The 13,316-nt window shown below is 67.7% G+C and carries 12 protein-coding genes; 9 read left to right on the forward strand and 3 right to left on the reverse strand.

The window, feature by feature from the left end; all coding sequences use genetic code 11:
- The first annotated feature begins 24 nt into the window (after positions 1-24).
- Positions 25-930 (forward strand): type II methionyl aminopeptidase, encoded by a 906-nt coding sequence (map, locus tag BLV25_RS02225; protein ID WP_092730565.1) that lies wholly within the window; start codon positions 25-27, stop codon positions 928-930.
- A gap of 51 nt (positions 931-981) precedes the next feature.
- Here map and BLV25_RS02230 read toward each other — a convergent pair whose 3' ends face one another.
- On the reverse strand, positions 982-1,182 hold the full coding sequence (locus BLV25_RS02230; protein ID WP_092730567.1) for a DUF7835 family putative zinc beta-ribbon protein: 201 nt from the start codon (positions 1,180-1,182) through the stop codon (positions 982-984).
- A 211-nt stretch (positions 1,183-1,393) separates the two neighbouring features.
- Here BLV25_RS02230 and gatD point away from each other — a divergent pair, with 211 nt between their 5' ends.
- Together gatD and BLV25_RS02240 are read left to right on the forward strand one after the other, a co-directional pair.
- The gene (gatD, locus tag BLV25_RS02235) at positions 1,394-2,680 is read left to right on the forward strand and encodes a Glu-tRNA(Gln) amidotransferase subunit GatD (RefSeq protein WP_021072826.1); all 1,287 of its coding nucleotides are present in this window, start codon (positions 1,394-1,396) and stop codon (positions 2,678-2,680) included.
- 100 nt (positions 2,681-2,780) lie between these two features.
- On the forward strand, positions 2,781-3,026 hold the full coding sequence (locus BLV25_RS02240; RefSeq protein WP_092730752.1) for an ABA4-like family protein: 246 nt from the start codon (positions 2,781-2,783) through the stop codon (positions 3,024-3,026).
- 38 nt (positions 3,027-3,064) lie between these two features.
- Here the strand turns inward: BLV25_RS02240 and BLV25_RS02245 are convergent, their stop codons facing one another.
- Positions 3,065-3,508 carry a universal stress protein gene (locus BLV25_RS02245; protein WP_021072824.1) on the reverse strand — a complete coding sequence of 148 codons (444 nt, stop codon included), beginning with the start codon at positions 3,506-3,508 and terminating at the stop codon, positions 3,065-3,067.
- A 53-nt stretch (positions 3,509-3,561) separates the two neighbouring features.
- A complete protein-coding gene (locus BLV25_RS02250) occupies positions 3,562-3,963 on the reverse strand; it encodes a hypothetical protein (protein WP_092730569.1) in 402 nt (133 codons plus the stop codon).
- Between the two features lie 513 nt (positions 3,964-4,476).
- On the opposite strand from BLV25_RS02250, the gene BLV25_RS02255 reads away from it, so the two are divergent.
- The 6 genes from BLV25_RS02255 to BLV25_RS02280 all read left to right on the forward strand — a co-directional run bounded on the left by BLV25_RS02255 (position 4,477) and on the right by BLV25_RS02280 (position 13,268).
- Positions 4,477-5,271 (forward strand): IclR family transcriptional regulator, encoded by a 795-nt coding sequence (locus tag BLV25_RS02255; protein WP_021072822.1) that lies wholly within the window; start codon positions 4,477-4,479, stop codon positions 5,269-5,271.
- Positions 5,272-5,557: 286 nt separating this feature from the next.
- The gene (locus BLV25_RS02260; protein WP_021072821.1) at positions 5,558-7,576 is read left to right on the forward strand and encodes a hydantoinase/oxoprolinase family protein; all 2,019 of its coding nucleotides are present in this window, start codon (positions 5,558-5,560) and stop codon (positions 7,574-7,576) included.
- Between the two features lie 83 nt (positions 7,577-7,659).
- Positions 7,660-8,619 carry a uroporphyrinogen decarboxylase family protein gene (locus tag BLV25_RS02265; protein WP_092730573.1) on the forward strand — a complete coding sequence of 320 codons (960 nt, stop codon included), beginning with the start codon at positions 7,660-7,662 and terminating at the stop codon, positions 8,617-8,619.
- Positions 8,620-8,725: 106 nt separating this feature from the next.
- The gene (locus tag BLV25_RS02270) at positions 8,726-9,067 is read left to right on the forward strand and encodes an acetone carboxylase subunit gamma (RefSeq protein ID WP_049817654.1); all 342 of its coding nucleotides are present in this window, start codon (positions 8,726-8,728) and stop codon (positions 9,065-9,067) included.
- Positions 9,064-11,211: a hydantoinase/oxoprolinase family protein gene (locus BLV25_RS02275; protein ID WP_021072818.1), complete on the forward strand. Its 2,148-nt coding sequence runs from the start codon at positions 9,064-9,066 to the stop codon at positions 11,209-11,211. The genes BLV25_RS02270 and BLV25_RS02275 overlap by 4 nt, the downstream gene beginning before the upstream one ends.
- A complete protein-coding gene (locus BLV25_RS02280) occupies positions 11,208-13,268 on the forward strand; it encodes a hydantoinase B/oxoprolinase family protein (protein ID WP_021072817.1) in 2,061 nt (686 codons plus the stop codon). Before BLV25_RS02275 ends, BLV25_RS02280 begins: the two co-directional genes overlap by 4 nt.
- Positions 13,269-13,316: the final 48 nt, after the last annotated feature.

Below are 13,316 nucleotides of genomic sequence, written 5' to 3' on the forward strand. Positions count from 1 at the left end.
CGCTCGCTCCGCGAACCGCGGGATATGAGCGACGAGCCGTTCGATCCGGACGAGATCGAGAGCTACCGTGAGGCGGGAGCGATCCTCGCCGAGGCGATGAACGAGGCGCGGGGGATGGTCGAGCCGGGCACGACCCACCTCGAGATCGCCGAGTGGACCGAGGATTACGTCCGGGACCGGGGCGCCGGGCTGGCGTTCCCCGTCAACATCAGCGTCGACGAGGAGGCCTCCCACGCGACGCCGAGCGCCGACGACGACGCGACGATCGGCGAGGAGATGGTGTGTCTGGACGTCGGCGTCCACGTCGACGGCTACATCGCCGACGCGGCGGTGACGGTCGACCACACCGGATCGACGGAGCTCGTCGAGGCGTCGGAGATGGCCCTCGAGGCCGCGGTCGACGAGGCAGGCCCGGGCGTGCCGGTCGGCGAGATCGGTCAGGCGGTCGAGGACGTCATCCGCGGGTACGGCTACACCCCGATACTGAACCTCTCGGGCCACGGCGTCGAGCGGTACGACGCCCACACCGGCCCGAACGTCCCGAACAGGGGCGTCGACCGGTCGGTCACGCTCGAGCCCGGCCAGGCGGTGGCGATCGAGCCGTTCGCGACGGACGGCCGCGGCAAGGTCGGCGAGGGGACGACCGAGGAGATCTTCGAGCTCGAGCACGACCGGAGCGTTCGCGACCGCCGCTCCCGACAGGCGCTTGCGGCGATCCGGGAGTTCGACGGCCTCCCGTTCGCCGCCAGGTGGCTCGACGTCGACGGCGTCGAGATGGCGTTACGCCGGCTCAAACAGCGGGACGTGATCACGGGCTATCCCGTGCTCAAGGAGTCGGACGGCCAGCTCGTGAGCCAGGCCGAGCACACGATCCTGGTCACCGAGGACGGCGTCGAGGTGACGACCGCCGGCATTCACCGGTTCGATTGAGGCTGCCGCGGATCGAGCGGTGTGGGATCGAGCGTTGCGAAAGTCGCCGCGCTAAACGTTGTTCATTCGGGTCGCCGTCTCGTGACCACAGCGTGCACAGACCGCAACGCGGTACGGCTCCCGGGAGAAGGCCGCGTTCTCCGGGTTCTCGCTTTCGGTCCGGATCTCGACGCGGACGTGATGGGGAGTCTTCTCGCGACAGTCGGGACAGCGCTCGCGGGCAGCGTCCGGATCGGCGGCGGGATTCGCCATACGGCTCCGCCTACTCGAGAGCCTCGCAAAAAGCCTCGCCTCCCGGCGGATTTCGATCGATCCCGACTGCGATCGATGCCGCCGCGACCGATATCGCCGCGACCGATGCCGCCGCGACCGATATCGCCGCGACCGATCCCGGGGCGAAGGCGGTCGAGCGCGAGCGACGCGAACGGTTGGATTCAAGTCCGCGCCCTCGCAACCGGTGGGTATGAACCCAGGGGATCGCGTCCGAATCGAACGGGCGGGCGTCACGAACGAGGGCGTGTTGATGCCCTCCTCGACGGCCGAGCACCTCGTGGTCAAGCTCGAGGGCGGATACAACGTCGGCGTCGACCGCGAGGCGGCGTCGGTCGACGTTCTCGAGTCGGACGTCCACGCGGTCGACGACGAGCCGGCGCCCGAGGCCGGCGCGGTCTCGGAGATCACCTTCGACGAGGACCTGCCGACGATCTCGCTCATCTCGACCGGCGGGACGATCGCCTCGACGGTGGATTACCGGACCGGCGCGGTGACCGCCCGGTTCGACGCCGAGGACGTCCTCCGGGCCGTCCCCGACCTCGCCGGGCGGGCGAACTACCGCGGACGGGTGGTCGCGAACATCCTCTCGGAGAACATGGACCCCGCCATCTGGCGGGACCTCGCGCACGCGGTGCACGAGGAGATCGCGGCCGGGGCCGACGGCGTCGTCGTGATGCACGGCACCGACACGATGCAGTACTCCGCGGCCGCGATGGCGTTCACCCTTGAGACGCCGGTCCCGATCGTGTTCACGGGCAGCCAGCGCTCGGCGGACCGACCCTCCTCCGATAACGTGATGAACGCCGTCTGCGCGGTCGAGGCGGCCAAGGCCGACTGCGCGGAGGTGCTCGTCTGCATGCACGCCGACGAGTCCGACGACGCGTGCGCGCTCCACCGCGGGACGCGCGTGCGGAAGAACCACACCTCCCGGCGGGACGCCTTCGAGACGGTCGGCGCGAAACCGCTCGGGGAGATCGACTACGAAACCGCAACCGAAGCCGGGGCCGACGGCGCGGTCGCCGACGAAGCGATCGCGTTCCGGCGCGAGCACGCGAGCCGCGGGGAGGCCGACCTCGACATCGCGCCCGACCTCGCTGACGGCGTCGAGCTCGCCACCTTCGCTCCCGGAATGGACCCGGCCGCCTGGGAGCATCTGGACGACGCCGCGGGCGTCGTGGTCGCGGGCACCGGACTGGGTCACGTCCACACCGACCTCATCCCGCGGATCGAGGCGCTCGTCGACGACGGAACGCCGGTCGTGATGACGAGCCAGTGTCTCGAGGGGCGCGTCTGCGACCGCGTCTACGACACCGGCCGTGACCTGCTCGATGCGGGGATCATCGAGGGGGGCGACATGCTCCCCGAGACGGCGATGGTGAAGCTGATGTGGGCGATCGCCAACACCGAGGACGTCGCCGACGCGATGCGGACGTCGCTGGCGGGCGAGCTCACCGCGGAGTCGCGGCCCTGGCGATGATCCGGTCCGACCGGCCCGACCGACTCGACCGGCCCGAATACGGTCGAACCCGTGGGGACCGCTGATGGCTCCCCTCGTCGAGATGGCTCCCCTCGTTACGATGGTCCCCCTCGCCGTCGACCTCGCGACCGCCAGGTCGCTGCTGTACTACGGCGCCATCTACGGCGTCGTCCTCGCGGTCGCGGTCTGGATCTACCGGGACGCCCGCGACCGCGGGATCGGCTACCCGGCCGTCTGGGCGGTCGCGACGCTCGTGTTGACCATCGTGCCGGTGCTCGCGTACCTCTACGTCAGGGGTCGACGGTCCCCGGACGGGGCGACGGACAGGGGTAAGGGGGAGGCATAGGAAATCGACGCAGTCCTCTCCCGCCGCCTCATCCCACCTCAGTCCTCTTCGGTCTCGGTTCCGTCCCGCGGCAACACGATGAGCGGGACGTCGCTGTCGGTCACGAGCTTCGTGCGGACGCTGCCCGAGAGGAAATCGAGGATCCGGCCGCCGCCGCGCGACCGGAAGGCGATCGTGGTCGCGCCGTGCTCCGCGGCGGCGTCGTTGATCGTCTCCGCGACGTCGGTCCCGTAGTGGATCTGTGTCTCGATCGGGACGTCGTCGCTCTCGGCGAGGCCGCGCATCGCCTCGAAGGACTGCTCGGCGATCTCGCGCCGCTGCTCGACGCTGGCCTTGTCGATGCCGCCGCCGGCCTTCTCGATCACGTGGATCACGACGATCTCGGTGTCCGCGTCGAGGTACATCGAGAGGGCGTCGTAGGTGCCGACGGCGTCGGCCTCGTTCGCGATCGGGACGAGTATGCGGTCCGTGAGGTCGGTCATGGCGGACCCTTCGACCGCGGAGGGTTTAAGCGTTGTATGGTCGCGACCGGACGTCACACCTCGCTGACCCACACCCGGTAGTCGGCCTCGAGCTCGAAGACGGTCCGGAAGGCGCGCTCGAGGAAGCCCGCGATGCGGTTGGCGTCCGACCGTGCGGTGATCACGACGTTGGTCCCCTCGACCGATTCGGGGCTCTGTAGCTCGTCGATCCGGAACTCGGGATACTCGCCGATCAGGTCCTTCAGTCGCTCGAGCTCGTCGTCGGTGACGTCGAGAACGACCTCGGTCCCTGCCACCTGGATCCACGGCGGGACGTCGTCCTCGACGGTCGTGGTGTCGCTGTCGGGGTCGACGTCGAAGGTCGCCACCGGACTCGACCGGTTGCGGTGGGCGGTCACCGCGTCGGCGAACAGCGTGCGCCGCTCCGTCTCCTCGGCGGCGTCGAATCGGGTCATACGTGACGGTTTCGCGGCGGGCGTAATAAGGCGGACGGTGGATTCCGGGCGTCGCGGACGGTGGCGCCGAAGCGTCGGAGCGCGAGGCGGACTCGAACCGGGAGACGCATCGAGAAAGCCGATCGACCAAGTATATAAAATATGAATAATATATTGAGAATTTATATCACGTGTGGAAGAAGCGACGGCAGGGACTGGCGGACCGAACCGGGATCGCGTCGGAGGCGAGCGGGTAACTCCCACCCCGTGGTTCATAAATACGCCGCGAAGATTCGATATACGCGCATATAACGGTCGTCGAACCCGCATATCGGTTCCCGATCAGCGCCGGTTCTGCAGCGCCGGCCGCTCCCGATCCGCCGAGGGCATCGCACGTCCACGAGTCGTCATATTATATAAGTATACTGCTATATTCGAATTATATCTAAATATTCTATGTTCATAACGAGCGATCCGAGACCACGGTGGTTTGGCAATGACAAAAACTAACCGTCCCGAGCGTGACGTGAGACCATGGCACGGGACGCCGAAAAACGAACCATCCAATCGGTCGATCGGGGATGTGAACTCCTGGAGTCCCTCCGCCGGAACGGGCCGTCGACGATCTCGGAGCTGGCGGCCGACTCGGAACTGTCGGCGGGCAGCGTCCACACGTACCTCTCGACGCTGCGGGATCACGGCTTCGTCGACAAGGACGGAACGGAGTACCGGCTCGGATCGATGTTCATCCCGTTCGGCGTTCGGGCCCGAAACCGATCGACGCTGTACGCTGCCTCGAAGACGATCATCCAGGAACTCGCGCTCGAGACGGGCGGTTGCGTCCACCTGATGGCCGAGTACGACGGCCGACTCCTCATCCTGGAGGAGGTGTACGGGGAGGACGCCATCGGCAAGGACTTCCACATCGAGAAGCGCGGCCGGCTCCAACGACACGTCCACTGTACGGCGGGCGGAAAGGCCATCCTCGCGCACCTGCCCGAGTCGCGGGTCCACGAGATCCTCGACGACCACGGGCTCCCCTCGCGGACCTCCCGAACGATCACGGACCGCGAGCGCCTGCTCGAGGAGCTGGAGACGGTTCGGGACCGCGGGTACGCGCGCAACGACCAGGAGCATATGCCGGGCATCCGAGCGGTCGGTGCACCCATCCTGCACGACGAGGACGGGACGGTGCTCGGGACCGTCAGCGTCTCGGGGTCGGCCGCGAGCTGGACCGGCGACCGGTTCGAACGGACGATCCCCGCGGCGGTCACGGAGGCGGCCAACGACATCGAGATCCGGATCCATTCGCAGGAACGCGGGGTGTGAGGCCACCGCTTGCCCGGTCGGTTTCGGATTCGTCGATGCGAAACCCGCGGACTCGGCAGCGACTCATCGGCCGTGACGGCGTCAAACTGACACATATATAGCTGTAATATCCGCGCCGATCGGCACGAAAGAAGCGGCGATGCGCCGGCCGTCGTCACGGATCTCTTTTGGTAATACCAAATCATCTTGGGCCGGGACGGCGCGTCGGACGGGAATCCTCGAGGGCGTGCTCATTGTTCACAGCCGCCGGAATGTTTATATAGATAGTGTTCAATGGGTCGGTCGCATGGTAGAGGATGACTATTACGTGAGCATCGACACCGGCGGGACCTTCACCGACGGCTACGTGTCGTATCCGGACGGCTCGACGACGGTCAAGGTTCCGACGACGGACCACGACCTCACGGTGTGTTTCCGCAACTGCATCGACAAGGCGGCGGCCAAGCTGGAGAAGCCGACCGAGGAGTTCCTCGTCAACACGGACGTCATCCGGTTCTCGACGACGATCGGGACGAACACGATCATCGAGCGGTCGGGCCCGAAGATCGGGCTCATCGTGACCGCCGGCGAGGAGGACGGCCTGTTCAGCGCCGAGGCCGAGGACGAGAGCCTGATCGCGGGCGAGGACCTGGTCATCGGCGTCGAGGAGCGCACCGACGCCGACGGCGAGGTGGTCGACCCCGTCGACGCCGACGAGGTGCAGGCGGCCGCGAAGACCCTGATGAACAGGGGCGCGAAGCTCCTGCTCATCAGCTTCGCCAACTCGTTTCACGACGAGACGAACGAGGAACGGGCACGCACGGTCATCGAGACCGAGTATCCGCCCCACTACCTCGGCCCAAACCAGGTGTTGACCGCCAACGAGGTCAGCAGCCGGCCTGGGTATCGAACGCGAACGTACACCGCCCTGGTCAACGCGTACGTGCACCGGCCGATGGCCCGGTCGCTTTATAAGGCGGAGGACGACGCCCGAAACAGCGGCTACTCGAACCCGCTGCTCATCGGCCAGTCCACCGGCGGCGTCGCCGGCGTCTCCAAGACCGTCGCGTTACACACCTACAACTCCGGCCCGGTCGCCGGGGTGCTCGGCGCCGACGCGTTCCGGGAGCTGTACGACCTGGAATCGGTGCTGAGCGCGGATATGGGCGGCACGAGCATCGACCTCGGAACGATCGTCGACGGCGAACTCGAGCGAAACCTCCTGCCGGAGGTCGCGGACATGCCGGTCCACGTCCCGATGATCGACGTCCACACGGCCGGCGCCGGCGGGGGCAGCGTCGCCTCGGTGAGCGACGGGGAGCTCTCGGTCGGCCCCGAAAGCGCCGGCGCGGAGCCGGGCCCGGCGTGTTACGACCTCGGCGGGTTCCAGCCGACGACGACTGACGCGGACGTCGCGCTGGGGTACATCGACCCGGACTACTTCCTCGGCGGGGACCAGCAGCTCAACGCGGACCGGGCCGCGGAGGCGATCGAGCGCCAGGTCGCCGACCCGCTCGACGTCTCGGTCGCGGAGGCCGCGCTCCGGGTCCGGCAACGCGTCGACGGGAACATCGCCGACAGCATCGAGACGCAGCTGGCCGAACGCGGCGAGGACCCCGCGGACGTCACCCTGATCGCCTACGGTGGCGCGGGGCCGACCCACTGCTGTACCTTCGCCGAGGCGGCCGGCATCACCCGCATCATCACCGCGCCCGCCGCGGCCGAGTTCAGCGCCTTCGGCGGGGCGACGCTCGACGTCGAGCACCGCTACTCGGAGGCGCTCGGCGAGACCGTCGCCGGCGACGTTCCCTCGGTCGACGAGCACGCGTTCGAACGGACCATCGAGCGGCTGGAGGCGGAGGCGATCCAGGACATGGCCGGGGAGGGCTTCGACGCGGACGAGGTCGCGCTCCAGACGTCGATCCTGGCGCGGCTGGGCGACGAGATCCGGGAGGTCGACGTCCCGTCCCGGATCGACGACTCGAGCGATCTGGACCCGGTGATCGACGCGTTCGACGCCGATCCGGAGGACGAGATCGACCTCGACACGCTCGTGTTGACCGCCGTCGGCCCGGTCGCCACCGAGGATCTGGACCGCCACGAGCTCGGGGACGCCGATCCAAGCGACGCCCGAAAGGGGTCCCGCGAGGCGTACTGGCCCGGCGACGGCTGGGTCGAAACCGACGTCTACCAGCGCGAGGACCTCGTTCCCGGCAACGCCGTCGAGGGACGAGCGCTGATCGAGGCGACCGACACCACCTACGTCGTCCCGGACGACTGGACGTACACTATCGACGAATACGCGAACGGGATCATCGAACGATGAAAGACGCAAACGGGATCGGCGAACGATGAAAGACGCAAACGGGATCGGCGAACGATGAAAGACGCAAACGGGATCAGCGAACGATGAGCTTCGGATCGCCGCCGGCCGTCGAGTACCTGGAGGGGCTCTCGACGGAGCGACCGTTCGTGCCCCTCGTCGACACGCTGGCGGCGGAGATCAACCAGGTGCCCCACGAGGTGTACCACCGGGACGCGACGCAGTCGGCGAACGGCCGACAGCGTGCACAGCGGCTGTTCGAACACGACGCGGTGGCGACCACCCTCGACCGGACGCTGCTGTGTGACGTCCTCGACGCCGCCGTCGCGTGGAGCGACGACGCCGACCGGTTCGTCGTCGAGTCGGTCTCCGGGAGCGGCGAGCTGAGCGCGCCGACCGACGTGGCGGCCGCGGGACGCGTCCCGACGGTCATCGACGTGACGGAGCGGCTCACCGCGACCCTCGATGACGTCGCGGTCGTCGGGGGACTCCCCGGCCCGGTGGCGACGTTCAACGAGCTGCTGGCGGACGCGCGCCTCGACGCGAACCCGGAGACGACCGCGCTGATCCGCGAGGTCTTCGGCGACGTGGCGCGGGCGTACGGCCGGGCGGGCGTCGACGCCTTCCTCGTGACCGAGTTCGCCACGGGAGCCCAGTCGCCGTCCGCCGTGGTCGAGACCGACGTCGCGGCGCTGGAGATGCTCGGGAACATCGCCGAGTTCTTCGGCGTTCCCGTGGCGTTCGTTCCGGAGGGGTACGACGTGGACGTCGCGGCCGAGATCGCCGAGCGCACGCCGATCGACGGCGTGTTCGTGGACAGCAGCGATCCAGCCACGCTGGCCGACCGGTTTCCCGACCTCCGCGTCGGCGGCGGGATCACTCCCGAGCTGCTCGCGGAGCCGCCGGACGAGATCGAGTCAACGATCGAGGCGCGCTTCGAGGCCGCGCCGGACGCGGTGTTCCCCGCCAGCGGAACGGAGATCCCGCCGGAAACGCACCCGAGCAAGCTCCAGGCCGTCTCCCGGGCCGTGGGGGCGACGACGTGAGAAACCCGAGAGAAACGATGACAGGACATACCCACACACCGAACACGACCGACCGACGCATCGGATCGACGGACGCAGTCGAACGCGACCGACGGAGTGAGACCAGATGAGCACGACGAAACGGATCACGGAATATCTGGAGATCGACCTCGAGGACCGGACGTGGACCTGCACCGAGTGTGCCGAGACCATCGCGCCGGCCGACGAGAACTACAAACGCGGCTGCCTGGTGCGCGAGCGCCACCCGCACGAGGTCCATCGACCCCTGATCGAGGACGCGGACTACTCGTTCGCGCCGGACCCCGACTGGGTGCGGATCGTGGAGTTCTACTGCCCGGGCTGCGGGACGATGGTCGAAAACGAGTACCTCCCGCCGGGACACCCGATCACCCACGACACGGAGCTGGACGTGGATGCGCTCGTCGAGGAGCACGGAGGGTCGCGATGACGACGCGGATCAACATCGACGCGGGCGGGACGTTCACCGACTGCTTCACCCTCCACGACGGCGAGGCGGTCTCGGCGAAGACGCCGACGACCGAACACGATATGTCGGAGTGTTTCTTCCAGGGGATCCGCAAGTGCGCGTCCCAGCTCGACGTCGGCCTCGACGAACTCATCGCCGACGTGGACTCGATCCGGTACTCCACGACGACCGCGATGAACCGGCTGATCGAGCGGAAGGGTCCCAAGCTCGGGCTGCTCACCACGGCCGGAGTCCAGGACTACCCGCAGATCGGTCGCGGGCCGCGCTGGGCTGACGGGCTCACCGACAACGAGCAGCGCAACATCTCCGATGCGAAGAAGCCGGAGTACCTCGTCCCCGACTCCCGGACCAAGGGGATCCGCGAGCGCGTCGACAGCGAGGGGACCGTGCTCCGGCCGCTCGACGAGGACCACGCCCGCGAGCAGATCCGCGACCTCGTCGACCGGGGGGCGCGGGCGATCGTCGTCAACCTGCTGTGGTCCTACGAGTACCCCGAACACGAACAGCGGATCCGGGAGCTCGTCCGCGAGGAGTATCCGCCCTCGTATCTCGGGAGCATCCCCGTGTTCCTCTCCTCGGAGGTGATGCCGACCAAACAGGAGTACGAGCGGACCAACACGACGCTGCTCGACGCCTACCTCTCGGAGCTGATGCAGGAGCACATCGCCGACATCAAGGAGCGGCTGGAGGCGTACGGCTACGAGGGGGACGTCCAGATGCTGCACAACACCGGCGGCATGGCCGAGTCCTACAAGACGACCGCCGTCGAGACGTTCAACGGCGGGCCGGTCGCCGGGCTGAAGGGCGGCGAGTATCTCTGTGACCTGCTCGGCTACGACAAGGCGGTCGTGACCGACATGGGCGGCACGAGCTTCGACATCGGCATCCTCACCCAGGGCGGCGTCCAGTCCTACGAGTTCGAGCCCGTCATCGACCGCTGGCGCGTCTCGGGGACGATGATCGAGTCGAAGTCGATCGGCGCGGGCGGCGGGTCGATCGCCTCCGTCAACGACGAGCTCGGCGGCCGGCTGGAGGTCGGCCCCGAGAGCGCCGGCGCGGACCCCGGTCCCGCCTGTTACAACCGGGGCGGCACGAAGCCGACCGTCACCGACGCGGACGTGGTGCTCGGGTTCATCGACCCGGAGAAGTTCTACGCGGGCAACCAGCGGCTCGCGGTGGACCGCGCCGAGGAGGCGATCGAGACCCACGTCGCCGACCCGGCGGGGATGTCGGTCACCGAGGCCGCGCGCAACATCCGCCGGATCGCCGACGGCAACATGGGCAACACGGTCCGCAAGGAGACGATGCTTCGGGGCCACGACCCCCGCGAGTTCATCCTCTACAGCTTCGGCGGCGCCGGGCCCCTCCACGCCGCCTCCTACTCGTCGTACCTCGACATCGACACCGTCGTGACGACGCCGTACTCGCCGGTCTTCTGCGCGATGGGATCGGCGACGATGGACACGCTGCACATCTACGAGCAGTCCAACTCGATGTACCTGCGCGAGTCGGGCGAGGAGGCCGTTTACTCGACCGACTACGAGTCGTTCAACGAGACCGTCGCGGACCTGAAGGCGAAGGGTCGTCGCGACATCGAAAGCGAGGGGTACGACCCCGACGACATCACCTACGAGCTCGAGCTGGACATGCGGTTCGGCGGGCAGATCCACGTCGCACGCGTCGGATCGCCCCGGCTCGAGATCCACGACGAGTCCGACGTCGAGGCGATCTGTGACCACTTCATCGACCAGTACACGGACCGCTTCTCCTCGTACTCGGTGACGCCGAGCCACGGCATCACCGTCGAGAACTTCGCGCTGAAGTCCCGCGTCGAGAGCCAGGACATCGATCTCCCGACCGCGGCGATCGGCGGGAGCGACCCGGCGGACGCGCGGGCGGGGTCCCGGGACGTCCTGTGGGAGTCGAGCGACGGAGCCGTCACGACCCCGGTCTACCAGTACGACGACGTTCGTCCGGGGATGGAGATCCGGGGCCCGGCGGTCGTCGACGCGGACTACACGACGACCGCGGTCCCCGACGACTGGACGTACCGAATGGACGACTACCGCAACGGAATCCTGGAAACCGACGGAGCAACCCAATGACTGTCAACCGCGACCAACTGATCGACTGGCTCGATCTGGAGGAACCGACCGACGAGGAGCTGGCCTGCATGGACGATCTCGGCCACGGCGACTACGAGATCTACTCGGAGCGCCTCCGGCTCATCCTCGACGAGGGCGTCGACGTCTTCGTCCGCTCGGGCGTCTCCCAGTTCATCGCCGCCCGCGACCTGGCGGTGGCGATCTACACGCCGCAGGGGGATCTCATCGATTCGGCGGCGGGCGCGTACCTGCACGTCGTCACGGGGATCCCGCCGCTGAAGTACGTCATCAACAACTTCGCCGACGACGAGACCGTCGGCGTGGAGCCGGGCGACGTCTTCTACGCGAACGACGCGCTCTACGGCGGCATCCACAACCCGGACCAGATCGCCTTCATGCCGATCTTCCACGAGGGAGAGATCATGGCGTGGGTCTCCGCGGCGGTGCACACCACCGAGACCGGCGCGATCGAGCCCGGCGGGATGCCCATCTCGGCACGAACGCGCCACGACGAGGGGATGAAGCTCTCGCCGATCAAGATCGGCGAGGACTACCAGCTCAAGACCGACATGCTCGAGATGCAGAAGAACTTCATCTCGCGGGCGCCCCGGATGCACGAGATCGACCTCCGGGCGCGGCTGACGACCTGCGACCGGGTCAGACGCCGGGTGAAGGACCTCATCATCGAGAAGCAGGGCCCCGACTTCTTCAAGGGGCTCATCCGTCGGAACATCGAGGAGTCCCGACAGGGCGCGAAGGAGCGGGTCGATTCCTGGAACGACGGGACCTTCCGGACCGTCCACTTCGCCGACTCCGTCGGGTACGAGGACGGCCTCTGGCGCCTCAACGCGACGATGGAGAAGGAGGGACCGGAGATATCCATCGACTACGCCGGGACCTCCCCGGAGAACGACGGCTCGTTCAACTCCCAGCCGGTCGCCTCGATCGCGCACACGGCGAACTACCTGTTCAGCGTGCCCTTCCACGACCTCCCGAAGAGCAACGGGACCTACGACCTGATCGACTTCGAGATCCCGAAGGGGTCGATCCTGTACCCGGACGCCGAGGCGTCGACCGTCCAGGCAGTGATGGTCAACCAGGTGGTGATGGACTCGACCACGACGCTGTTCTCGCGGTCGATGTACGACGACGAGACCGAGAACGAACACGTCACGGCGCCGATGGCCAACACCGGCGCCGGGTACGCCTTCGGGGCGGTGAGCCAGCACGGGGAGCCGGTCGCCGACCTGATGTCGCACGCGCTGAACACCGACGGCACGGGCGGACAGGCCCGGCGGGACGGCGAGGACGAGGCGATCTTCCCGTGGTGTCCGTTCGGGCACGCCTCGAACATGGAGTTCGTCGAGAACGAGTACCCGTTCACCCACCAGTACTTCCGGCACGGGACCGACTCGTGTGGGCACGGGAAACACCGCGGCGGGATCGGGATGCAGCTCGCGTACATGCAACACCACGTGCCAGCCGTCGAGTGGCTCTCGATCTGCCACAACTCGAAGCTCGTGACCGGACAGGGGCTGTTCGGCGGCTATCCGCCCCGCACCATCCCCGGCCTCACGGTCACCGACTCGGACCTGAAGGAGCGGATGGCGAACGGGGAGTACGTCCCGGACGACATGATCGAGCTCCTCCAGGAACAGCCGCTGGACGCCGACTACAACGTGACGAGCCACGTCCGGGAGTCCCAGCCCTACGAGAACGGCGACCTGTTCATCGGCCACTCCGGCGGCGGCTGCGGCTACGGCGACGCGCTCGAGCGCGACCCTGAGGCCGTGATGGACGACATCGAGGCCGACCGCGTCTCCCACTGGGCCGCCGAGAACATCTACGAGATCGAATACGACGAGGAGTCGCTGACCGTCGACGAGGAGGCGACCGAGCGACGCCGCGAGCGCTACCGGGAGCAGCGTCTCGAGGAGGCGGTCCCGTTCGAGGAGTTCGAGGACGAGTGGACCGAGAAACGACCGCCCGAGGAGATCCTCGAGCACTACGGCAGCTGGCCCGAGGCGGAGAAGGAAGGCCCCGTGCTCCGGATGTGACGACCGGAGGACGGTACGCCGGCCCACACCCATATTTCATCAGACATA

The organism is Halopenitus persicus (assembly GCF_900107205.1).
Lineage (GTDB): Archaea > Halobacteriota > Halobacteria > Halobacteriales > Haloferacaceae > Halopenitus > Halopenitus persicus.

Bases quoted from the DNA above. Each gene is read 5' to 3' on its own strand.
- map (WP_092730565.1), top strand. From the start codon at position 25: ATGAGCGACGAGCCGTTCGATCCGGACGAGATCGAGAGCTACCGTGAG.
- BLV25_RS02230 (WP_092730567.1), bottom strand. From the start codon at position 1,182: ATGGCGAATCCCGCCGCCGATCCGGACGCTGCCCGCGAGCGCTGTCCC.
- gatD (WP_021072826.1), top strand. From the start codon at position 1,394: ATGAACCCAGGGGATCGCGTCCGAATCGAACGGGCGGGCGTCACGAAC.
- BLV25_RS02240 (WP_092730752.1), top strand. From the start codon at position 2,781: ATGGTCCCCCTCGCCGTCGACCTCGCGACCGCCAGGTCGCTGCTGTAC.
- BLV25_RS02245 (WP_021072824.1), bottom strand. From the start codon at position 3,508: ATGACCGACCTCACGGACCGCATACTCGTCCCGATCGCGAACGAGGCC.
- BLV25_RS02250 (WP_092730569.1), bottom strand. From the start codon at position 3,963: ATGACCCGATTCGACGCCGCCGAGGAGACGGAGCGGCGCACGCTGTTC.
- BLV25_RS02255 (WP_021072822.1), top strand. From the start codon at position 4,477: ATGGCACGGGACGCCGAAAAACGAACCATCCAATCGGTCGATCGGGGA.
- BLV25_RS02260 (WP_021072821.1), top strand. From the start codon at position 5,558: ATGGTAGAGGATGACTATTACGTGAGCATCGACACCGGCGGGACCTTC.
- BLV25_RS02265 (WP_092730573.1), top strand. From the start codon at position 7,660: ATGAGCTTCGGATCGCCGCCGGCCGTCGAGTACCTGGAGGGGCTCTCG.
- BLV25_RS02270 (WP_049817654.1), top strand. From the start codon at position 8,726: ATGAGCACGACGAAACGGATCACGGAATATCTGGAGATCGACCTCGAG.
- BLV25_RS02275 (WP_021072818.1), top strand. From the start codon at position 9,064: ATGACGACGCGGATCAACATCGACGCGGGCGGGACGTTCACCGACTGC.
- BLV25_RS02280 (WP_021072817.1), top strand. From the start codon at position 11,208: ATGACTGTCAACCGCGACCAACTGATCGACTGGCTCGATCTGGAGGAA.